Origin of the sequence: Pseudomonas sp. FP1154 (genome assembly GCF_030687245.1) — a bacterium.
Classification (GTDB): Bacteria; Pseudomonadota; Gammaproteobacteria; order Pseudomonadales; family Pseudomonadaceae; genus Aquipseudomonas; species Aquipseudomonas rhizophila.
The window spans coordinates 2,500,426-2,523,084 of record NZ_CP117465.1 but is presented as its reverse complement, the minus strand read 5'-3'; the positions used below and the strand labels follow the sequence as shown (position 1 = coordinate 2,523,084).

At 63.9% G+C, this 22,659-nt stretch carries 8 protein-coding genes; all 8 read right to left on the bottom strand.

Translation table 11 applies throughout. From position 1 onward, the window contains the following. Nucleotides 1–290: 290 nt before the first annotated feature. Nucleotides 291–12,833 carry a filamentous hemagglutinin family protein gene (locus PSH91_RS11485; protein WP_305468236.1) on the bottom strand — a complete coding sequence of 4,181 codons (12,543 nt, stop codon included), beginning with the start codon at nt 12,831–12,833 and terminating at the stop codon, nt 291–293. 211 nt (nt 12,834–13,044) lie between these two features. Then, nucleotides 13,045–14,232: a substrate-binding domain-containing protein gene (locus tag PSH91_RS11480; RefSeq protein WP_305468235.1), complete on the bottom strand. Its 1,188-nt coding sequence runs from the start codon at nt 14,230–14,232 to the stop codon at nt 13,045–13,047. A gap of 531 nt (nt 14,233–14,763) precedes the next feature. Then, nucleotides 14,764–15,975, bottom strand: a complete 1,212-nt coding sequence (gspF, locus tag PSH91_RS11475) for a type II secretion system inner membrane protein GspF (protein ID WP_305468233.1) — start codon at nt 15,973–15,975, stop codon at nt 14,764–14,766. Further along, nucleotides 15,975–17,393: a type II secretion system ATPase GspE gene (gspE, locus tag PSH91_RS11470; RefSeq protein WP_047228938.1), complete on the bottom strand. Its 1,419-nt coding sequence runs from the start codon at nt 17,391–17,393 to the stop codon at nt 15,975–15,977. The genes gspF and gspE overlap by 1 nt, the downstream gene beginning before the upstream one ends. A gap of 184 nt (nt 17,394–17,577) precedes the next feature. Next, a complete protein-coding gene (gspD, locus tag PSH91_RS11465) occupies nt 17,578–19,932 on the bottom strand; it encodes a type II secretion system secretin GspD (protein WP_305468231.1) in 2,355 nt (784 codons plus the stop codon). Further along, entirely contained in the window at nt 19,929–20,501 is a 573-nt protein-coding gene (gene gspM, locus PSH91_RS11460; RefSeq protein ID WP_188251640.1) for a type II secretion system protein GspM, read from the bottom strand. Before gspM ends, gspD begins: the two co-directional genes overlap by 4 nt. After that, nucleotides 20,494–21,675: a type II secretion system protein GspL gene (gene gspL, locus PSH91_RS11455; RefSeq protein WP_047228935.1), complete on the bottom strand. Its 1,182-nt coding sequence runs from the start codon at nt 21,673–21,675 to the stop codon at nt 20,494–20,496. The genes gspM and gspL overlap by 8 nt, the downstream gene beginning before the upstream one ends. Beyond that, on the bottom strand, nt 21,672–22,658 hold the full coding sequence (gene gspK / locus PSH91_RS11450) for a type II secretion system minor pseudopilin GspK (RefSeq protein WP_076385240.1): 987 nt from the start codon (nt 22,656–22,658) through the stop codon (nt 21,672–21,674). Before gspK ends, gspL begins: the two co-directional genes overlap by 4 nt. Between the last annotated feature and the right edge of the window lies 1 nt (nt 22,659).

Here is a 22,659-nt window from a genome sequence, read left to right as displayed (position 1 = left end):
GCTACCGAACTTTTGTCATGAAAGCTTCATTTGGATGGACGTCGATGGGAACTTGAGCGCGGCTCCCGTGGCGAGGGAGCTTGCTCCCGTGGCGAGGGAGCTTGCTCCCGCTGGGCTGCGCAGCGGCCCCAAAAAGGCTGCTGGGGAGTATCTGACACACCGCGGTGATTGGCTTGGGGCTGCTGCGCAGCCCAGCGGGAGCAAGCTCCCTCGCCACAGGTACTGGGTGTCCAGCAACCCTGTGGGAGCGAGCCTGCTCGCGATGCCGGCGACTCGGTGTCAGCCGATCGCTACAAACTCAACCGCCCCCGCTCTTCCTCGGTCAAGCGCTGCCGGGTCTGTTCATCCAGGGGGCCGGCTCCCAGCACTTGCACCGGGCTGGCCGGGTCGTAGGCCCGTGGCGTGTCGCGGCTGGCACCGTCGCGGGACGGGGCCAGTTGCTCGGAGCCGAAGCTCACCACCTGCACGGTGAACACCGACGCCTGGTTTTGTCGCGCCGCGTTCTGCTGCTGGCGCGCCACGTCTTCCGCCGCTTGTGTCGCCGAGGACGCCGCCGAACTGGCCGAGGTGATGGCCCCGGTGTTAACCGTGGCCGCCAGTGGCACACCGGAGGATTTGCCCTGGGTCTGGATGTTGGCCGCGTTCACCACGGTCAATGCCGCGATGTTGACGTTGCCCGACACCCGGATCCCCGCCTCGCCCGCATCGATGGTGCCCAAGGGCGCGATCAGGTCGATGTCGCCCGGCGCCACTTCGGCAATCGGGTTGAGCGTGGCGATACCGGCGCCGGTGCTCGGCACCGACGGCGACAGGGTCACGTTGCCCCAGCTGTCATACAAGCGCTTGGGCGGCGTGTAGACCACGGTGGTCTTCGAACCGCGACCGGCGTTGATATCGCCCTGGGCCGACCAGCCGAGAATCGAACCGCCAAAGGTGGTCATGATCCGGCTCTGCCCTAGTAGAATGCTGTTCTGCGCATACAACTGGATATCGCCCTCACCCTGGGTAATGACCCCGGCGGTGGACGGTGGTGCGTTGCCTTCGATGCCGAACGTTTGCCCGCCGCCCGGCGTGAGCATCTGGATGCCACCGCCGAAATCGGTGTGCACACCCGCCCCGCCGAACATCGTGATATCGCCCTTGTAGGTGATCGCGTTACCCGCCACATCCTTGCTTGGGAACAACAAGTCGATAGCCTCCCGCCCGCGCAGGTAGCTGCCCTGGCGCACGCCGCCCACTTCGTTGTACTCACGACCACCGGCCTTGAGCTCGGCGAAGTACACGTCGCGGGCAAACACCCGCTGCTGCTCGGCCGGTAGCGCCGCGAAGTAGCTGCGGGCCTGCTCGGTGTCGCCGCTGAAGCCAAAGCGTTCCTTGAGCCAATCCACCAGTTCCGCCTCGTAGGTCTTGGCGACTTTACCGTCCTGGTTCGCCAGGGGCACACCGGTCAGGGCCTGGTTGGCCGGGTCCAGGTACGCCTTGACGAAGCGCTGGTAATCCGCGCCGTTGAGTCCCGCGCCGGCTTGCAGCACCAGGCTTGCGCCGGGGCGCGAATCCCCCGGCACCACAGCGCCGATACTGTTGATGCTGACCTTGTCGTCCATCAGCAGATTGCGCCCGGCGGTGATCTCCAGCAGGCCGGGGCCGGCGACGTTGAAACTGCTGTAGAGGATGTCGCGCCCGGCCGAGACGATGGAGATGTCGGTGGGGTTGTTGTGGATGAAGAGGTTGCCGGTGCTGGTGTAGTTCCCCAGGTAGAAGTTGCTGGCCAGCGAGCCGCCCAGAGGTATACCGCTGCTTACAATGTCTCGTCCGGCCCTCATCCAAACGGCTCCCATACCTTCGTAGGAAATCTGTCCGAATCGGCTATCGTTCTCGGAGGTGTACCTCATCGTTCGTCCACTCGCGACTGCCAGCAAATCGCCTGTGAGCGCATAAAAGCGAGCAGGATCCGTGTTGCCGACCCACTCGTTGGAGGCGCTGCTGGTATCGAAGGTAATCAACGGTAAAGTATCCGCGCTGGGAGGCACACGATTGGCATCAGCGGAGAGATTGCTGACCACTACACTGCCATTTACGAGCCCGGCAAAGGCTGGGCGCAACGGTGTCGCCAGGGCCGCAGACGATGCACCGGAACGACTGACCGACATATCGCCACCGTAGATGGAATCGCCGGCCATGAATTGCAACTCACTGTTGATGCCAGGAGCGAGCAGCAGGGCTGGACGATCGTTGCCGTTGTAGCCGGTTCCATCCCATACCGAGGATTGGCCATAATAAAGACTGCCATTGGCCGCCACAGCCCTCAGGATCGACGGGTAGACCACGGCTAAATCCGTGGCCGTCGCGCTAACGAAAGGCGTCAGGTTACCTCCCGACGACCACAAGTCGATCGCCGTGTTGGCGGTCCACAACGTAAACCAGCTGACACCCGATCCGTTGGTCGCACCACTTTTGAAGGGCGAAACGCTCATCATCGGCGCCCGGCCCGGGTCTGCTACGTCCATCACTACCAAGTCGCCCGAAGTGCTCAGATTGAACGTGGCATCGCCCGGCATCAGGGTCAGCCCGCCTGTTGGCAAGCTTCGCGTAGCTCTGAAAGAGTCATAAGCGCGTGTTTCTCCGGGAGACTGTACCGAAGCAACGTTGCCATAGCGCAGGTCGATTCGACCGATGGCACCGCTATCGATCTGCGCATGCCCCCGCAGGTTGATGACCGCGCCATTGAGATGCCCGTTCACGAACAGGCTCTCGGGATTCAAAGCACCACCCACACGCAGATCAAGATCACCACCACCGGTCAATTGCAGACTGCCATCAGCGCCCACACGCCCGGTGCTGCCCACGGCAAGAACCAGTCCTTGGCTGCGGCTGTTGCTGATCGGCACAAGACCACTCCCTGCCATTTGATCGAGCACCCCCGCATCGCCGGCCACCTGAACATTCAGGTTACCGCCGCCTAGAGTACCGAACCCCGTAAACCCGACCATCAAATCAGCCTTGCCGTCCTTCGCGGCGGTGTAACTGCCAAAATTGATCCACCAAGCGGTGGGTTGTGCCTGCGTGCCGGTTGCGACTGAGCCATTGCCCTGACGCCACAGCCAATTGCCGACGTTGACCGTATCGTAACCAACGTCTCCCCCATTGGGCCGCCCCCTATCCGTACTCGATACGTCCAGGCTATTACCGGTCAGATTGCCGCCAACCTTCAAGCTCAGGTTGCCGCCAAAGTCCGGGTACCAGGCACGATAAAGACTGTTGCTACCACCATCCACGAACTGCTCGTTTTCACCTAGTGCATCATTGAGCACCTTGCCCGCCGCCCCCAGCGCCTTGGGCTGATTGTACGGGTCGTTGGCATAAGTCTCGCTGGCTGAACTGCCGGCGGTGTAGACGCCGTACAGAGAATCCATTTTCAGATCGCCCGCCGACAGCAGCTCAAGGTCTGCCGCTCCGGTGCGGATCACACTCCAACGTTGGCTGCCTGCCTTGTATTCCGTTTGCCCAACAGCGGTGCAAAACGACGGGGTGTCGTCACACATTCCAGGGTAGGCAAGGTTTTCGAAATCAATCGGTTGACCCACGAGGTCTGGAACCCCGAAGTTTTCCGCCCCTTCCTCCGTCCAGACAAAGCCGCTACTGGCCTTGCAAAACGACGGGGTATCCTCACACATCCCTGGATAGGCAACGTTCTCAAAATCAATGAATTTACCTGCCAGGCTCGGATCTCCGAAATTTTCCGCCCCCTCTTCGGTCCACACCAGCCCCCCCGCCCCGGCCTTGCCAAACATGCCGTAGTGACTATCAGCCAAATGAAGATCTCCACCCGCCAACACAGGCTGCACAACCCGGCTGTCCGCCGCCTGCGTATCGGCGCCGGCCACCAGGCGCAACGACCAGGACTGCGAACCCTCGGCCAGCATCGGCGCAATGGCCCAGTTGCTCCCCGCCACTTCCGGACGCAACTGCACCGACTCGACACCGGCCGGCAACTTGATGTCGGTACCTGAAGGAATTTTCGAACCCACACTCAGCGCCAGGGCCCCGCTGAGACGCAGCACATTGGTCAAGCCGTTGCTCGCGCCCGCAATGCCTGGCAAGGCAACGCCTTTTGGCCAGATCAGGCTGCGTATTGTTGCGCCGCTGCCCAGCAGGCTGCCTACCCCCAGCACCGTGCCCGCCTCCAGGGTCTGGGTCGAAGCCAACAAAGTGCCAGCGGCGAACAACAGATTACCCGAGGCGTCATGCACCGCCGCAGCCAGCACCGTGCCCGCCGGCAGCACCAGTGGCTGATCAAGCGTCGCCGCCACCGGCAGGCGTGTTCCCGCCGCCAGGGTCGCGCCCTTAAGGGGTACGTCGAAGTTGAGCACCGAGCCCGCTGGAAACGCCGTGCCATCCGCCAGGGTCACACCGGTACCGGGCACGACAATATCACCCGCCGCGAAATCAATGCCCGGCAACAGCACCCAGCCCTTGTCGTCGTTGGTCGCGGGCGGTTGGGCGAATCCGTCGGTGATGCTGCCATAGATGTTCAGGTCACCCCCGGCGCGCAGCGTCAGCGCACCCGACTCACCGGAGCCGTACACGGCGGTTTTACGAGTATGCGGATTCACACTGGCGTAGCGATAACCGGACAGGTCCAGGTCACCCCGCACCACCAGATCACCGTCGGCCGTCGCGCTGACGATCTCCACACCGGGCCGCAGGTGGAACGCATCGGCATATCGAGCATTGTTCAGACCGGCGAGTTTACGTTGCATCAAATCGCCGTTGGCCAGCGCCGCGTTGATGAAGGCAATACTGTCCTGGTGCTTGCCATCCAGGTACGCTTGGTCGATGACCTGATAAGGGCGTCCGCTGGCTGCCGGATCGCTGCCGTAGGCTGCGTCGTTGTACTGCCACATACCGTTGACCGCGATGGACCGGGCGCCCTGGATATCCAGGCTACCGCGTGCATCGATGGCAATGTCGCCCTGGGTCGGAATCGAGCCGGCACGCCGTGCATTGAGTTCCAGCGTGCCACGGGCACGACCATCGTGCTGCCCGGCAGGCGCTGCGGTGCCATGACGCAGATCGATGCGTGCACCGTCGGCCAGGGTCAGCACGCCGTTGCGGGAAGTCAGGTCAACGATGGCACGGTTCGGCGAATCGATGATCTTGCCGTAGCTGTCCACCCGCAGACGATTACCGTGGGCGTCAAGCACCGCGTTGCGGCCCAGGGTCAGGGAGCGCCCGGCCGCGAGCCGGATGCTGCCGACCCGCTCGCCGCTGGCGTCCACCTTGCCGTTGACCAGCAGGCTGCCATTGTCCAGGGACACGTCAATGGACGAGGCCTTGAGTTCGTTGCCGATCACCAGGTCGCCCTGTTTGAGCTGGAAGCTGCGGGAACCGAACAGCTGTCCGTCATTCAACCGTTGGTTCAAGGCCGCGAACTGCTCGCTGAGGTTACCGCTACCGCCCAGGCGCTGTGCCTGGATCTCCACGCCACCGGCCAGGTACGGCATGGCTGTGCCGCCGGCGTCATATTCGCCGGTGCTGCTGCCGAGAATCCGCCCTTGCAAATCGACCACACCGGCCGCGCCGTCCAGGGCCACCGCACTGAGCCGGCCAGCCTGGTTTTTGCGCGCCGAAAGGTCGATGCTGGAACCAGCAGCCTGGCGGATGTTGCCGCTCTGGCTTTGCAGGATCACCTCGCCACCGGCGCTGTAGCGTGTCACATCGTTGAAGGTGACGGTGCGGCCCGCCACGTCGATCAGTGCCCCATCGGCCAGGGTCAGGTCATCCGTCGCGCTCAGGGTCAGCTTGCCGCTGGGCAGCATCACCGCGCTGGCAAGGTTCAGGCTCGCGCCTTTGATGGACAACTCGCCCCCAAGCCCGGAGACAGTGCCCGGCTTGGCGCTTGTGCCCGCTACGTTGACCGCGCCGCCTGCGGTGATGCGGTTGACCGAGCCGGCTTCACCGGTCAGCAACGGGGTGAGGATATTCAGGTTGCCGCCGCTGTAGGCGTAGCCCGTTTTCGCGTCATAGGCCCCCTGGCGTTGATACACCGCCAGGCTGCCTTTGTGGTTGGCGGTCAGGCGTTCGCTGGCGCTAAGGTTGACGTTGGCGAAGCCCAGTGCAAGACGGTCCAGGGTAGTGATCGAGCTCGGTTGGGCGAAATCGCCATAGCCGAATTCGATGCGCTGAGCCTGGATGTCCAGGCGACCGGCACCGGTGCCGGCCCCACCGGCAATCACCGAACCCGGCGCGCCAACGGCGCCGTTCCAGATCAGGTTGGCGGTGCGGATGGTCGCCACGTCGTTGACGCTGCCGGCGCCATAAATGGCCGGGGTGCTGAGCATCAGGTTATTCAGGCGCGACTTGCCTGTTGTCGGGTCATAGGTGTCCAGGCTGACGGTGCCGTAGAAATTCAGCGCCTGACTGGCCGACAGTTCGAGGGTTTCCAGGGCCGGGGCGCCGTATTCGGTGTCCCCGCGCAACAGGCGATCGACTACCGTCTGGCTCAGGGTCAGACCGGCCGGCAAGACCTGACGCGCCGCTGCGTCGCTCAATGCCGGGGCGGTGCCGACGTTGATATTGCTCAGGGCCAGGGTCAGGTGACGGGTGCCGTAGCGCACCTTGTCGTCCAATTCCAGGCTCCCTCCGGTGGCGGCGACGATGCCGCCCTCGGAATGAATTCGGGTGACGCCGCTGCATGGCGTCAGGCTGCAGCCGCCGATGTTGATGGAGCCGCTGCTGCCCGATGAGGGTGCCAACACGTTGAGCAAGCCGTTGGAGGCGGCCAGCAAGTTCTGACCACTCACATTGAGGTCATAGATAAAACCGTCATGGGCATCGTAGGCAGCCGCGCCACGACCAATGGTATTGATGGCGGCGCCTTGTTCCATCGACACCTCGCTGCTGGCCAGCAGGAAAACCTCCGGTGCCGCCAACGTAGCGCCTTCACGCAAGATCACTCTGGACGAGGTTCTACCTCCACTGCTCGAGGGCGTGATGTAGTTTCCGCTCTGACCATAGAGCGTCAAGAACTGCCCACCAATAACCTGACGCGATGCATTCAAGGCATTCAGGCTTTCGGCATTGAGGGTCACGCCCTCGAAGCCGGCCGTGGCCCCGCGCCCATCGGCAACGACCTCCAACGCCCCATTACCTCCAACCACCGTGACGGTACCGCCGTAGCCACCTTTCTGAGGCGCGAACTTGCCGATGCCTTTAAAGGAGAACGCCTGATCTCCCGCTCCTGGCGCGAGTTTCAACTTCAAAGTCTTGGCGTCCACCGGCAACAGGGCTCGTGGCACGCCCAGGCGTGCGGCATCGGCTACAGCGAACTGGGCGTAGCTGGTTTCGTTGTACTGCGAATAGCGACGCAGCACATCGCCCGAAGTCAGGATGACCTGGCTGGACAGACTGTTGCGCTGCCCGGTATTGACCACCGACAGCACCCCGGCGGTGGCCCAGGAGCCGTTGCGCATCTGCAACGCACCCGCCGTGGAACCCTGACCCGCCAGACCGTTGACCTCGACCCGGAACGCCCCCGGCAGCAAGGCATAGGTGGACGGCATCAGCGTATAGGTACCGGCGGCCAGCCCCGGTACACCGGCGCCAATGGTGATTTGTTGTCCGATCCTGGGGTCCACTGCGCCGCCCTCGGGCGCCACTGGTGCGTATGCACTCTGGTTGCCCGGCACAATGGCGTAGACCGGGTTGCTGGCCAGGCCCGGTAAAGTAAAGCCGCCGTTGGCACCGATTTGCACCAGCGGGTTGAAGCGCGCGTCGGTGGAGCCGCCACGGCCGGAAATGAAACCGGCACCCAGCAGATCACCGCCACCCGAAAGATCGAGTACCGAGCCTTCCTGGGCCGCAACAGACTTTCCGCCCAGAATCACACCAATATTCAGATCCCCGTTGCCATAGGAGATGGCCCCTTGCCCCAGAAGCACCACCTTCTTGCCCGCGTACTCATAACTCTGACCATCGACGGTACCGCCGTAAGGCAGAACCAGACCGAGGCCACTGACTGAAGTGAGGCTGTTCGGCAGCAAGTCCACTTGGCTAGTGATGCTAGTGCCGTCGTTGGTGCCGACCTCAATCAACCCCAGCGGGGCCCGAACCACCCCCCCCTGCTCGATATTCGCACTGCCCAGTTGTAAGTGACCGAATGCCGAATAAGGTACCTGAGGCGTCACCTGGGTAGTCCGCCCGATGACCAAGCTGCGCGCCGGGTCGTAGGCAGAGGTGCCACTCAAGCTATACCCCGCCAATACCCGAGCCCCGACCCCGGTCGCCGGATACAGTTGCGCCGCTTGCAGGATCATGTCCGAAGGAGTCATTAATTGCGTGCTAAAGCCCGTAGGCAATCCTTCGCTGGAGAATCCCGCCAGGAAGCGCAAATCACCACGGCTGCTTAACTGGACCAGGTCGAACCCGGCGCGCTCCAACTCGACCGTGGTGCCATTGGCCTGTCTCAGCGTGCCTTTGCTGCTGAATCTCACATTGCCCTGTACATCCAACAAGTCGGCGTTAACGGAAAGCACCGCCTTGTTCGCAAGTGGCGATACGTCGCCTTCGATCAGCGGTCGGGTATAGGAATCCATATTCGGTAGACTGGCCGCCGGCCCCGCCAGCAGCAAATGAGCTGCATTAAGTTGAACACGGGTGTCGGCTGGCGCGGCTGTGCTCAACCCGAAGCTACGCGCATATAGGCTCAGGCTTTGGCCGAGGGACAACGACACGTCGCCACGGATACTAATAATGCCGTTACTCAGCAGAGACAGGCTGTCGAAGCCGCCCGCCTGGACCTGGTCCACACCCAAACGCCCATGACCATAGATCAACGAATCCGCCGAGGCCTTGGCGGTGTCGCTTAGCGGGCTCGCCTGGGCGGTTTGTCCCAGCACCAGTTCACGCACCTGCAAGACCCGGTCATTGACCGCGCTTTTCAGGTAATACGGTGTCTCCAGCGCCACCGACAAACTGCCCCCTGCGGCCCCCGTGCCACCGGAACGGGCGCTGAATTCGCCGTCCAGGTACAGACCATTGGCCGACGCCAGGGAAATACTGCCACCGTTGCTCGTCACCGATGTGCGTCCCTGGCCAGGAACATCCAGCATTGCCTGGCTGCCATCCGCTTGCAGGCGTGCCCCCTCGCGCATCACCACGAACAATTCCGGCGCCGAAGCCGATCCTTTCGCGACATCAATCTGACCACCAATGACAATCTCGCCGCCGTCATGCACCAGGCCATAGGTCTGGCCGCGCATGTCTTGGGCAGTCACGGCCCGACTGGAGACATCGATCAATGCTTGCTCGCCTAACCAGATGGAGCGTCCATGGCCTTGGGCATTGACCGGGTTGCGAACTGGGTTGCTGACGCTCAGTTCGGTGAGACTGACTCGTCCGCCCCAGGCGTTGAGGGTGCCGTTGACGGTCAGTTGACCGATGCTGCGCAAGTCGATGCCTTGTCCCGGATCGACGCTGATCACGCTTCCACGCCCGATGTTCAATACCGTGCTGGCCATGTCTGCCGCGCTGGAGTTCGCGGTACCGGCAGTGAGGCTCAGGCTCGCGCCGTGGCGCTGGGTGAGAACACCTTTGATCGCATCTTCCTGATACAGCTCCGGCGTCCAGCGCTGCAAGGCATCAGCCGGCTCTGCGTTGCTGCCGGTAGTCAACGCCTGCTCGCCGAAACGGTACACCGGCATCGTCACATCGACCCGGGTCCCATCGGCCACCGTCAGGCCTTCGTTGCCGGTGATGTCATAGGCCGAGAAACCCTTGTCGAAAAAGTCGCCGTCCAGTTGCAACGTTCCCGGTTCCAGTGGCGAGCCACTGTTGCCGATCAGCACTTTGTTGGCCGCCAGCTTCAAGGTCCCGCCACCGCTCACCCCGGTGCCGCGCAGTTCACCGTCCAGGTTCAAGGCGCCGTTACCGGACGACGCGCCGGTACTGGCGGTCAGGGTCAAGTCACCGCCCTTGCCACCGCGGGTCTTGCCATCGGCCATGACCGCAGCACCGGAGCTGACGTCGATCAGGCTGCCCTGGCGCACATCGATATCGCCACTGCTGCGCACAGACACCGTACCGCCATTGATGAACGGCAGACCTTCACGGTCGTTGCCGTCGAGCAGCAAATTGCTCCACCGCCCAGCGGTGTTCAACGTCACGCCTTCGCCCAACGTGACCGCTGCACGCTGACCGGTGGCAGGCGAAAGCACGACGTCTACCATCTGGAAATTATCGGTTCTGACCTGTTTAAGCACGTTACCCAGGGCAATGCGACCGCTGCGGGCCGTCAGGTCGGCGTTCACTTCCACCTGCGGCGCGTAAAGCGTGATATCACCGCCATCGGCCACGTTGAGCGCGCCGTCGACTTTGATGCCTTGCGCCGCTGCCACCTTGACCGCGCCGAGTTGGAAGCCATTGAGCAGCTCATTGTCCAGCACCAACTTGCCTTGCCGATCAGTGCCGACCACCGAGGTCAGGTCAAGGCCCGCAGCAATCTTGTCGTTGACCTCGCCGACGGTGACCTGATCGAAGGTAGGGTTCAGGCCACTGTTGATCACACCGCTGGCCTTGTCGTAGATCGGCGTGTAACTGCCCACCAGCAACTGAGCCCGCCGGGCCACGGCGTTTTGCGATTGCTGGTAACCGTCGAGGTTGAGGTTCGGTGCCTGGTTCTGGCGTTCGCCCTGGTAGACCTCGCCGACGATCTGGCCTTCCAGCACCGCGTTGCGGGTCGACACCACCAGCTTGCCGGCATCGCGGCCAACGGTGTAGCCGGCCTCAAAGCGCTCGCGGGGGGCGATCAGTGGGTTGTAGTAGTAATCGGTCTGGCCCCAGCGTTGGCTGTGGTCTTCGTAACCCTTGTAGATGCCGCTGTAGAGGATGTCCCCCGGCGCCTTGGACAATTCATACAAGCGCCCATTGGGGCCCCTGAGCCAGGACTGCCGCAGGTAGCCGCTCTGCACATCCAGGGTACCGCCGGACAGGTTCAACTGCGCCGCCTGCTGGGTCACCACGTCGTTGCCGGTGAACGTCAGCGTGCCACCTTGGGCGGCCCATTCACCCATGCTGTGACCCCGTGTGCCCAGGTAGCCGCCGACTTCCAGCAGCCCACCCGCCGTGTACCAACGGTCGGTGGCATAACCGTTGGTGCCCGCCGGCACGTAGATCAAATCACGCACGTCCACCCAGACATCGTTGTTGGTCAACTTGCCGCCCTCGCGGTTGACCGGTGCGTCACGCTGTTCGTTGCCCTGTACGTTGACCTTGATGGAGTTGGACTCCATCGCCACCTTGACGCCGATGGCGCCGGACACGTCGATCACCGCACCATCGCGCACCAGGCTGCGACCGGCGGCGCTGACCGCGACCTGACCGCCGGTGGCCAGGGTGATGGAGCCGTTCTGGAAGTCGACGCTGCCGCCACTGACGATCTCGACCCGCGACTGGTCGGTGCGGTCGACCACGCTGCTGAGGTTGTTGAACCGACCGGTGATCAGGTTGTTCGGCGTACCGTCCAGGCCGGCGGGCCCGGCATTGTATTGGCTGTCCAGGGCACTGCCGCCGCCGGCGTCAAGCAGCACCGCCGTGGCACTGCCCTGCCCCAGGGTGACGCTGCCGGTGCTGTCGCTGAAGGCGTTGAGCAAGTGCACGGTGCCGCGGGTGTCCACCGAACTGCTCGCCACCGCCACGCCATTCTGCTGCACATTGTGCCCGGTGAGGGTGATGTCGCCGGTGCTGGCCTGGATCAGGCCGCTGTTGATCACCGTGCCGGCGCTGCTGCCCGGCTTGAGGGACGTCGCGACCTCGTTGCCACGGGTGGTGGAACGCGGGTTACCGCTGGTGCCCTGACCCCGGCGAATATAAAAACTGTCGCCCGCTGCCAGGGTGGTCTGGCCCTTGGCGGTGATGATGGAACCGGCGTTCTCCACTTCCGAGCCCAGCAGCAAGGCATAGCCGCCCCCGGCGGTGGAGGTGGCGGCGCGGTGGGTCTCGATCCGCGCACCGCGCTGCACTTCGATCTTGCCGGCGGCGTCAGTGAAGGTCGGCTGGGTGCCAGTGGCATCGACGTACAAGCCGCGCTGGCTGAACTGCTCGTCGCTGACGTTGGCCGCCACCGCCGCCAGGTTGCGCACGTTGACCTGGCTGCTGCCGCTGAAAATGATGCCGTTGCGGTTGACCAGCATCACCGTGCCGTTGCCCTTGATCTGGCCCTGGATCTGGCTCGGTCGCGCTTGAGGGTCGTTGACCCGGTTGAGCACGGCCCAGTCCGACTGCTGCTGGAAATCCACTGTGGTATTGCGGCCGACGTTGAAGGTTTCCCAGTTGAGAATCGCCTTGTCGGCGGTCTGCTCGATCTTCACCGTGGTCTTGCCGCCGACCTGGGTCTGCTGCGGTCCCTTGGCGTTGAGCCAGCCCTGGGTCAGGCTGTTATCGACCTTGAGCCCGCCCTCGCCCAAACCGTCGGGCACGGTCTGCACCTGCCCGAATGCGGCTTGCCGCCCCGCAGCCTGGGCCGCCTGCTGGGCCGCGATGGCGGCCACGGTGTTGTTGAGGTTGGTCAGCGAACGCTGCAACTGCGCATTGGCCCGTTGCTGTTGCGCCAGGGGTGGCGGCATGCCTGGCTGCGCGGTCGTAGGTCGCCCCGCGCCACCGGCCTGAGACGCGCCCTTGGCGGCAAACCAGGCCGAACTGAACGCCGTCGCCGCGTGGGCATTGCCGGCCACCATCAGCAGGGCAATGGCCTGGGCCAGCGGCTTGAGCCGCAACATCGACAACTCGCCATCGCGACGGGGGGCATTCAGTTTCGTCTGAGGTTTGCAGCGCAGCATCCTACTCATCCTTTCGGTTTGCTCTAAGGGGCACAACGCAGTGCTATCAAGCTGCCAGCGTTGGTTATAGGGGTTAGGCGGTTACAGCCGCTCGGGACCGAACGGATGTCATGAAAATTTCATGTGGCTGTGTTGGCGCCGGTGTGACGCAAAAATCAGCAACGGCTTGCACCGTTGCTGATCGGGTGTTGCAGGTCGCTCAAGCGTAGGCTTACAACGGACGACCGACGCTATTGCAGACGTTGGTGTTGCCGATGCTCAGAGCGTTAGAGGCGGTCAGGAAGCTGCCGCGGATCGCGGACTTCCAGGCGCCTGGCAGCGGCACGAAACGGTTGGCGGTGATAGCCGCGTCGTTGCTGCTGGCAGCAGTGGCGTTGTAATGGCGAGTGAAGAAGTCACGCACTTGCGTGGTTTGGGTGGCATCGGCGTAGCACTGGCTGAAGATCACGTTAGTGAAGCCCAGGATCGGGTAGCCGGTGGTTGGGTAAGCCACAACGCTTGGATCGCTAGGGTTGGTGGTTGCAGCGAATACCGGTACCCAGGCGTTCGGGTTAGCGCGGTTGGCGGCAGCAGGCACGGTGACAGCTGCGATTGCGGCCGACACGTTGGCCGGGGCTGGGGAAACACCGGCAACGCGAGCGACCTTGGTGGCGTCGTCCAGGCCGGCCAAGGTGGTGGCGGCGTAATCCGGGCTCATGTAGGTGATGCGACCTTGGGCAGCATTCACCGCATCCATCACAGCTTGGCTACCAGTGGCGGCTACGGCGCCGGCTGGCAGACCAAGGCTATAGCTGGAGGCGAAGTTGGTGGTGATGGCGAAAGTGCCGGGCACAGCGGGTACAGCTGTAGGGCACTTGGCGTTCAGAAAGCGGGTGAACAGTTCGGTAGTACCGCTGCTCTCAGCACGATAAGTCACAGTGATCGGGCCGGAACGGCCGGAACCGGTGATTTGGTTCCAGTCAGTCAGCGTGCCGGCGAATACGCCGCACAGCTGAGCGACGCTGAGGTCAACGTTGGCGGTGCCGGTCTTGTTGAAAGGAATGGCAACCGAAGTGGCGACCGAAGGCACTTGAATCAATGGGCCCCAGGCGGCGCCGTGGTTGGTGACGTAGGCGTTCAACTCAGCCTGGGTGAGCTTCGAATCGCTGCCCGCCCAGTGCACGTTCTTGCTGGTGTCACCAGGCACGAAACGGGTGTAATCGTTGTTCAGGAAAGCGGCCTTGCCAGCACCGCTGCCCACGCCAATGTAAGGGGCGAAACCGGCAGTCAGGACGCCGGAAGTCTGGTACAGCGGCTGAGGCAAGGTAGCGCCACCACCGTTGACATCAGCCATGGCGGCCTGAGCGGCGCAGAGGCCGGCGAGGGTCAGGGATACCGCGAGAACGTTGCGCTTAAACATGAAGAATCTCCTTTCATCGTGTTCGTACGTAGGTTGGGTGACGCGTGCTTGCCGTCATGGCGCTCGGTCCTGTGCCGATGGCGATGGGGTGAGGCCATGGGTTAGAAACTCGCAGTTTCCGGTGACAGATAAAGGAAAAAACCTCGGGAGCTGGAGGCTGTTTTTTGGGGTTTTTCCTCGGGTGTTCGAGGGCTCTGGGTTGGGGTTTCAGACAGGTTTTGTGACGGTGTTGCGCAGGGTGGGCGTGGAGATGGCGGCGGGTGGTTGTCTGACGATGGAAGATGACAGAACGAGGAACCCGAGTTTGGCGTTGGCGAGGGTCGGGAGGTGTTGCGGCACTGCAAAAAATAACTGACGGGTCCCTGCTGTTGTGGCGAGGGGATTTATCCCCGCTGGGCTGCGAAGCAGCCCCAAACCAGACACCTCGGTGTGTCAGGCTGGTTGCATTCAATCTGATTGGGGCTGCTGCGCAGCCCAACGGGGATAAATCCCCTCGCCACAAAATCAATGTTCACCACGGATTGCGTGCGCTTATTGAACCAACTGATTGATCTCGATAATCGGCAACAACACCGCCATGACGATCACCAGCACCACACCGCCCATGACCACGATCATCAGCGGCTCCAACAGCGCAGTCATGCCCATGGCCCGGCGTTCGATGTCGCGGGACAGGGTTTGTGCGGCGCGTTCGAGCATTGGCGGCAGGCAGCCGGTTTTTTCGCCGCTGGCAATCAGGTGGATCAGCACCGGCGGGAAGACTTTTTCCACCCGCAACGCCGCCGCCAGGTTGACCCCTTCGCGGACCTTGGCCGTGGCATCGCTGACGCTCAGGCTCAGGCGGTCGTTGGACAGGGTCTGGCGCGCCGCCTCCAGGGCTCGCAGCAAGGGCACCCCGGCGCCGCCGAGAATCGCCAGGGTCGAGGCAAAACGCGCGGTGTTGAGGCCCAGCACGAAACGCCCGATCAGCGGCAGGCGCAGGATGCGACTGTGCCAGTTCAACCGCGCCTGCGGGTTGCGCAAATACAGCCGCCAACCCCAGAACCCACCGGCCAGCATGCCAAAACACAACCAGCCCCAGGCGCGGATGAAATCGCTGGCGGTCAGCATCGCCACGGTCAACCCAGGCAGGTCCTGGCGGGCCTGGGAGAATGCGCTGACCACTTGGGGCACCACGTAGCTGAGCAGGAAAATCACGATGGCAATCGACACCAGCCCCACCACGCCCGGATAGATGAACGCCGTAAGGATCTTGCCCCGCAGGTTGTTGCGCTCCTCGATGTAGTCCGCCAGCCGCTCCATCACCTGGGCGAGGTCGCCGGACTCTTCACCGGCGGCGATCAGTGCCCGGTAGATGTCCGGAAAGTCCCGGGGTCGCGCCGCCAGGGCTTCGGCCAGGCGCATGCCGCTGCGCACATCGGCGCGCACTGCGCTGAGGGTCTGGGCGATGTGTCTGCGCTCAGCCTGTTCCACCGTGGCGCTCAACGCGGCCTCCAATGGCAGGCTGGCTCCCAGCAGGCTCGCCAGTTGCCGGGTGGCCCAGGCCAGGTCGTTGTCCGAGAGTTTGGCGCTGAACAGGCCGCCGCCATGGGCTTGCGTTGTATTGCGTTCGACCTGCACCTGCAACGCCGTCAGCCCGCGACTGCGCAGCAGGTTGAAGGCGCCACTCTGGCTGTCGGCTTCCAGGTGCCCGACCTCGATCTTGCCGGTGGCGTCGGCGGCCTCAAAACGGTAGCGATTCATCAGGCGTCCCGTGTCACGCGCAGGATTTCTTCAGGGGCGGTGGCGCCACTGCGCACCCAGCGTTCACCGTCCTCGCGCATGCTGAACATGCCGGCCTGGCGGGCGGCCGCACGCAGCGCCTGCTCCCCTGCCCCCTGGTGGATAAGCGTGCGGATATCATCGTCGATGCAGAACAATTCATGGATGCCGGTGCGACCGCTGTAACCGGTCTGGTTACAGCTCGGACAGCCCACCGGGCGCCAGGTGCCGGGGGTTGCCGGGTCAGCTTGTTTGCACTGCGGGCAGAGTCTGCGCACCAGGCGCTGGGCGAGTACGCCGAGCATCGACGAGGCCAGCAGGAACGGCTCGACGCCCATGTCAATCAAGCGGTTGATGGCCGACACAGAGTCGTTGGTGTGCAGCGTCGCCAACACCAGGTGACCGGTGAGGGACGCTTGTACGGCAATTTGTGCGGTTTCCAGGTCACGGATTTCGCCGATCATGATGATGTCCGGGTCCTGGCGCAGAATCGCTCGCAGGGCCAGGGCGAAGGTCATGTCGATCTTGGCGTTGACCTGAATCTGGCTGATGCCCGGCAGGTCGTATTCCACCGGATCTTCCACCGTGAGAATGTTGTGTACGCTGGCGTCGAGCCGGGCCAGGGCGGCGTAGAGGCTGGTGGTCTTGCCGCTGCCGGTGGGGCCGGTGACCAGCACGATGCCGTGGGGCTGGCGGATCAGGTGATCGAGTTTGCCCAGTACGTCCGGGTCCATGCCCAGGGTTTCCAGTTGCAGGCGCCCGGCCTGTTTATCCAGCAGGCGCATCACCACCCGTTCGCCATGGCCGGTGGGCACCGTCGAAACCCGGATGTCAATCGGGCGCCCGGCCACGCGCAGGGCAATGCGGCCGTCCTGGGGCAGGCGTTTTTCGGCGATGTCGAGCTGGGCCATGATCTTGATCCGCGACACCAGCGCGCCATGCAGGGCCTTGCGTGGCGAAACCACGTCACGCAGGGTGCCGTCGACCCGGTAGCGCACCACCGAATGGCTTTCGTAAGGCTCGATGTGGATGTCGCTGGCCTCATCCCGGGCGGCCTGGGTCAGCAAGGCGTTGATCATGCGGATCACCGGCGCGCCGTCCTGGGTGTCCAGCAGGTCGGTGATCTCGGGAATGTCCTGCATCAGTCGGTCGAGGTCCACCTCATTCTCTGCCGCGCCCACCACGGCGGCGGCGCTGCCGGTGTCGGCGTAGGCCGTGTTGAGCAACCCGTCGAGTTCCTCGTCACGCACCCGCTCCAGCCGCACCTCGCCGAACTGGCGGCGCACTTCACTGATGGACCAGCCTGGCGTGGAGGGACACACCATCAACACCGCGCCTTCATCCGACTCACGCAGCACCAGGCGCTGGGCCTTGGCCCAGGCGTATGGGAGGGTGTTCATGCTGACACCTCAGACCCAAGAAACACACATGTCCCCTGTGGGAGCGAGCTTGCTCGCGATAGCGGTGGGTCAGTTGCAATGATGTTGAGCGAACTGCCGTCATCGCGAGCAAGCTCGCTCCCACAGTGTCTTGGGGTGGCCTCAGTATTGTGCATACCGCGAACTCCCATAGGTTGGGTGTTCATCAGCGAGTGCCTCCTTCAACCGGAACCGCCTTGATCACCGCCCTGGGCGTTTGCAGCCCGGCGGGCGTGGCCTGCGGAATGGCCTTGGCCGAGGCCGGCAGTTGCGGGGCTTGCATGTCCGGCATCGCCCAGCTGCGCTCCGGTTGCAGCAGGCCCTGGGCGCGGCGCATGAAGTCGTAGCGGTTGAGGGTGATGCCGCGCCCCGCCGCCGTGTCGCGGATGATGTAGGGGCGCAGGAACACCATCAGGTTGGTCTTGGTGATCTGCCGCCGCTCGTTGCGAAACAGCGCACCAATACCGGGGATGGTCGACAGCCACGGCACCGCGTCGTTGCTCTGGCTGTAGCCGTCCTGCAACAACCCGCCAAGGACCATGATCTGCCCGTCGTCCAGCAGGATGCTGGTGTCGATGGCACGCTTGTTGGTGACAATCCCGCTGGCGCTCGAAGCGCGGTTGTCGACGCTGCTGACCTCTTGATAGATGTCGAGCTTGACCGTCCCGCCTTCGGAAATCTGCGGGCGGACGTTGAGCTTCAGACCCACCTCTTCACGGGTCACGGTCTGGAACGGGTTGTTGCTGGTGCCTCCGCCGCCGGTGACGTAACTGCCGCTGACAAACGGAATGGTCTGGCCGACGAAAATGCTCGCCGCTTCGTTGTCCAGGGTCAGCAGGTTCGGCGTCGACAACACGTTGGTGCCGCCCTTGCTCTTCAACGCCCGGGCCAGGACCTTGAGGTCGAGGATCTTGCCGATGCCGGGAATGTCCACCGTGCCGTTGACCAGACCCAGGTTCAAGCCCTGGGGCAACACGTCGATGCTGGTCTTGCCGTTGAGGTTGAGCCCGGTGCCACCGAGGTTGACGCCGCCGATCACGCCGCTGCCGCCCAGGTTACCGGTCTGCCATTGCACGCCGAACTCGCTGGCATCGTCCTCGCCGACCTCGACGATCAGGCTCTCGATCACCACTTGGGCGCGACGCTGGTCGAGCAGGTCGATGACTTCCCGCAGGTTGCGGTACAACGGGTCCGGCGCGGAAATCAGCAGGGTATTGGTGGTGGCGTCGGCCTGGATGGTCACGCCGCCGGCACTGAAGGCGGTGCTCTGATCGTCCTGCGGCGAAGCCGAGCTTTGTCCGCTACTGCCTTGGGCATAACCATTGCCAGAGGTCGAAGCGCTACCGCCCGTGGTCCCGCTGGTGCTGGCGCCATCGCCGCTGCTCTGGCCGTTGGTGCTGGCGCCCATGCTGCTGAGCACCGAACGCGAGTTATCACTGCCCTCGCCTTCGCTTTCCCCGGTGAGCAAGCCGCGCAGGGATTGGGCCAGTTTGCCGGCCTGGGCATTGCGCAGGTACACCACGTGCAGGTTGCTCGGGTTGTTCTGGGCGTTGTCGAGCTTGTAGATCAGGTTACGCGCCAGCTCGGTGCGCTCGGGGCTGCCGGCCCGAATGATGATGGCGTTGGAGCGAGGGTCGCCGATCACGTTGATCTTCTGGGTCTGGTCTCCGCCCTGGGTTTCCAGCAACTCGGAGACCATCTGCGCGATGTCCACGGCGATGCCGTTGTGTATCGGCACCACGTCGGTGTCGATGGCGCTGGGGGTATCGATGCCTTCGATGAGCTGCGCCACCCGCGACAGGTTCTCGGCGTAATCGGTGATGACGATGGTGTTGTTGCCGGGGTAGGCATTGATCGGGTTGTTCGGCGACACGATCGGGCGTAACACCGGGATCAGGTTCACCGCGTTTTCGTATTGCAGGCGAAAGGTGCGGGTCAACATGCCGTTGCCGGCCGGTCTGTCGGCGCTGTAGATCGGCCCGCCCAGCAACTTGGCGTCGGCCTCAGGCACCACCTGGGCCACGCCACCGACGTCCACCACGCTAAAGCCCTGCATGCGCAGCGCGGCCAGCAGCATGTCATAGGCCTGGTGCGCCGGCACCTGACCTTCGGACACCAGCGTCAGGTTGCCCTTGACCCGCGGGTCCACCAGAAACTGTTGGCCGGTGGAACGGGACAAGGCCCGCACCACCGCCTGAATGTCGGCCTCGACAAAGTTCAGGGTCACCGGTTGGTCACCCAGCGGGCTGCGTGCAGGCGTACTGCTGCGGGGCTCGCGGGCACGGGCGGTGAGATCGACCGAGTGCCGCACCGGCGGTTTCTGTTCACGCAAGGTCTGGGCCCGCTGACGGTCCAGCAGCGCATCGCCGCTGCGCTGAGTACTGCCCAGCGGAATGCCCAGTTCACTGTCCACCAGCAACGGTGGCTGCGACGTTGGCGGTGTGCTGTTGCAGGCGCTCAATGCCAGCAACAGAAACGGCACGCTCTTGCGCCAATGACGCGGGTATCGGGACCCCTTCATGAAGCTTCCTTAGCGCCTTGCGCCTGATCCATGCGAACGGTTCCGGACAGGGTGCCGGCGGTGTTTTCAGTGTTTTCGATGTTGTCGGCGTTGTCGGTGTTGGCCGGGGCCGTGCGCCGCAAACGGGCTTCAAGCACTTGCAAGGAAAATTGCCGTGGACTGCTCAACAGCCAGCCCATCACCTCATCGGCCGGCGCGTCGTTGAAAGTGAGTTGCCAAGCCGCGTCCACGGCCTGCAACTGGTAGTGCTCGCTCAAGCCGCCGGCATCCAGGGCCTGGCGCAGAGCCGCTTCCAGAGGCTGGCCTGACGCCGGGCCGCCGACGTCCCGCAAGAGCACTTCGAGGGCCTGGGTCTGCGCGCGCAACTTCGGCGTTTCGACCTGCCAATACGCAAGGGTTTGGAGCGGTGGCTGGATCAACAGCAACCAGACCAGCAGCCCGCCGAGTACCAGCGCCGCCAGCGACACGGCGCGCTGCTCGCGCACCGCCAGGCCCTGCCAGGACGTCCGGCCACGCGCGCGCAGGGTTTGCCACTGCGCCCATAGCCGTGCCGGGAATTGCTTATTCATCGTCGGCTTCCGGGGGGTGTTCGGAGGTGTCCTGCGCGCCCTGTCCGGGCAAAGCAGCACGCAAGGTCCAGCCCTGGTCATTGGCCGCAACGTCGATGCCGGCCTCGGTCAGGGGGATTTTCCAGTCGTCTGCGGCGGATGCTTTTTGTGCCTCGGCCACGAGCGTCAGGCGTAACTCACCGTTTTCAAACACCAGTTCCTGCACGTTGCCGCTCATGAACGGCATGGCGCTGCCCGCCTGTTGCACCAGGCTGGCGAAGCGTTGCGCCGGGTCCGCCGCTGTGCCGCTTTGGCGCGCGGCGATTTGCTGTCGGGCTTGTTGCAAGGGGTTGAGAATCACCGGCAGTTCGGGAAACGCCTGCTTTACCCGCTGGCTCATCTGCGCCTTGAGTCGTTGGCCCTGGGTGGCCTCACGGGTGGCGTAGAGATTGAGGCCGACCACCCACACCGCCAGCGCCACCGCGCAAAGCGTCGCCGCCCTGCCCCAACCGCCACGCTCGGCCGGGCCATGCGTCAGGCCAGCATGCAAGCCCCAGCCCGGCGCGGCACCAGTCCAGCGCTGGGGGGCGGGCAAGGTTTTGATCGAAACCTGCGGCGGCGAATCGCCCACCCACTGCAGCCCGGCCCCTGCCTCCAATAACCATTCATCCAACGCCTCTTCCAGCAGCGGCTGCACCACCGCGTGCTGCACGCTGTAACGCACCAGCAGGTGGCCGTCGTCGACGCAGGCCACCGGCCCGGACAACACTGGCAGGGCGTAGGCCGCCGGGTACAGCCCGTGCAGGTGCAGGCCGGCCTGGCGCAGCATCCGGCCCAGGGCATCGAGTGACTCTCGGTCGAGCCAGGCAATGTGCACCTGCCCGTCGGCACCGCGCGCGCTGTGAGCCACCTGCATGCGCTCGCTGGCACCGAGCATCAGCGCCTGGGCGGCGCAGTTCACCGCGGCGGTGATTTTCGCTGCCGGCAACTGCGGCAGTTCCAGACTGGTGAGCAAGCTGTCGCGCGGATGGAGAAAACATTCGACCCGCTGCTTCTTTGCACCCTGGCCGAGGTCCCGGAGGTTGCTGTGCCCCTGGTCGCGGACCTGGCCCTGGCGATCGAGCCAGGCGAATGCCACCGGGCTGTCGAGGCTCAAGCTGCCCAGTGGCATCAACGCTATGCGCAAGCGAGTCATACGCCCACCCGTGACCAGATCACCTGAGGCATCCGGTCCTGGCTGCGTTGCAGCAAAGCATCCAGCACGACCCGCCGCTGCCCACTGCGCGCCTGCCCCCGCAGGCGGAACCAGTCGCTGGTGATGCCGACCTTGACGGAGGCCATTTCCAGCTCAGGCATGCGCAGGCGATTGACGAAATCCCCACGGTTGATAAACCAGTGGCCGCCGTCTCGCTCAGCGATCAGCGCCTGGGCCCGCTGCAACGATAACCCCGGCACGTAAGCAGCCAGCACCGGGGCGCTGGCGGTGTTGCCGTTGAGCCAGGTATTGGCCGGCAGAATCGTCACATAAGGCGCCAGCGTTTCCAGCACCTGCGGGGTGACACCCTTGATGCTGCGCAAATCCTGCAACGTGCGCAGCATGGGGCGTGTCGGCGCCAACGGCGTACCGGAAGCATCCGGCGAGGTGCTGCGACCGCTGTCGAACGTACTGCTCACCGCGGCCTTGTCCGCCAACTCTGGGTTCAACAGCCGTGGGTACGCGGCAATCACCCGCGCGACGATGCGCGCACGTACCGTCGCGGCGATACCCAGTTGCTCGCACAACCGTTCGAAGGTGCGCACCTGTTCCTGATCCACACGTTCATTGGCGACCAGATTGCGCAGGTTGAATTTGCCTTGCTCATCTTCCAGTCGCCCTTCGAAGGGGATGTCAGCCAGGCTGGAACCGGCCATCACGAAAGGGTTGGCCCAAGCCTGACCGAAGCGCGTGAGCGGGTCGCGCTGCCGCGCATCCCACAACAACTGTCGGCTCAATTGCAGGCCGCCCTGCAACCGCGCCGTGCCCTGGATACGCAACTGCTCGGCCTCCAGGCTGCGGGTAAACAGGGTTTGGCGGGTGAGCATGCCCCCGGCGATGACCGCCACCACGGCGGCGATCAGCAAGGCACTGATGACCGCCATGCCCCGCTGCTTCGCCGCGAAGGGCGAATCCGTTCGCATC

What these genes read in the sequence shown, in the direction of transcription:
- PSH91_RS11480 (WP_305468235.1), bottom strand. Translation starts at nt 14,232, where the DNA reads ATGTTTAAGCGCAACGTTCTCGCGGTATCCCTGACCCTCGCCGGCCTC.
- gspF (WP_305468233.1), bottom strand. Translation starts at nt 15,975, where the DNA reads ATGAATCGCTACCGTTTTGAGGCCGCCGACGCCACCGGCAAGATCGAG.
- gspK (WP_076385240.1), bottom strand. Translation starts at nt 22,658, where the DNA reads ATGCGAACGGATTCGCCCTTCGCGGCGAAGCAGCGGGGCATGGCGGTC.
- gspM (WP_188251640.1), bottom strand. Translation starts at nt 20,501, where the DNA reads ATGAATAAGCAATTCCCGGCACGGCTATGGGCGCAGTGGCAAACCCTG.
- gspL (WP_047228935.1), bottom strand. Translation starts at nt 21,675, where the DNA reads ATGACTCGCTTGCGCATAGCGTTGATGCCACTGGGCAGCTTGAGCCTC.
- gspD (WP_305468231.1), bottom strand. Translation starts at nt 19,932, where the DNA reads ATGAAGGGGTCCCGATACCCGCGTCATTGGCGCAAGAGCGTGCCGTTT.
- gspE (WP_047228938.1), bottom strand. Translation starts at nt 17,393, where the DNA reads ATGAACACCCTCCCATACGCCTGGGCCAAGGCCCAGCGCCTGGTGCTG.
- PSH91_RS11485 (WP_305468236.1), bottom strand. Translation starts at nt 12,833, where the DNA reads ATGCTGCGCTGCAAACCTCAGACGAAACTGAATGCCCCCCGTCGCGAT.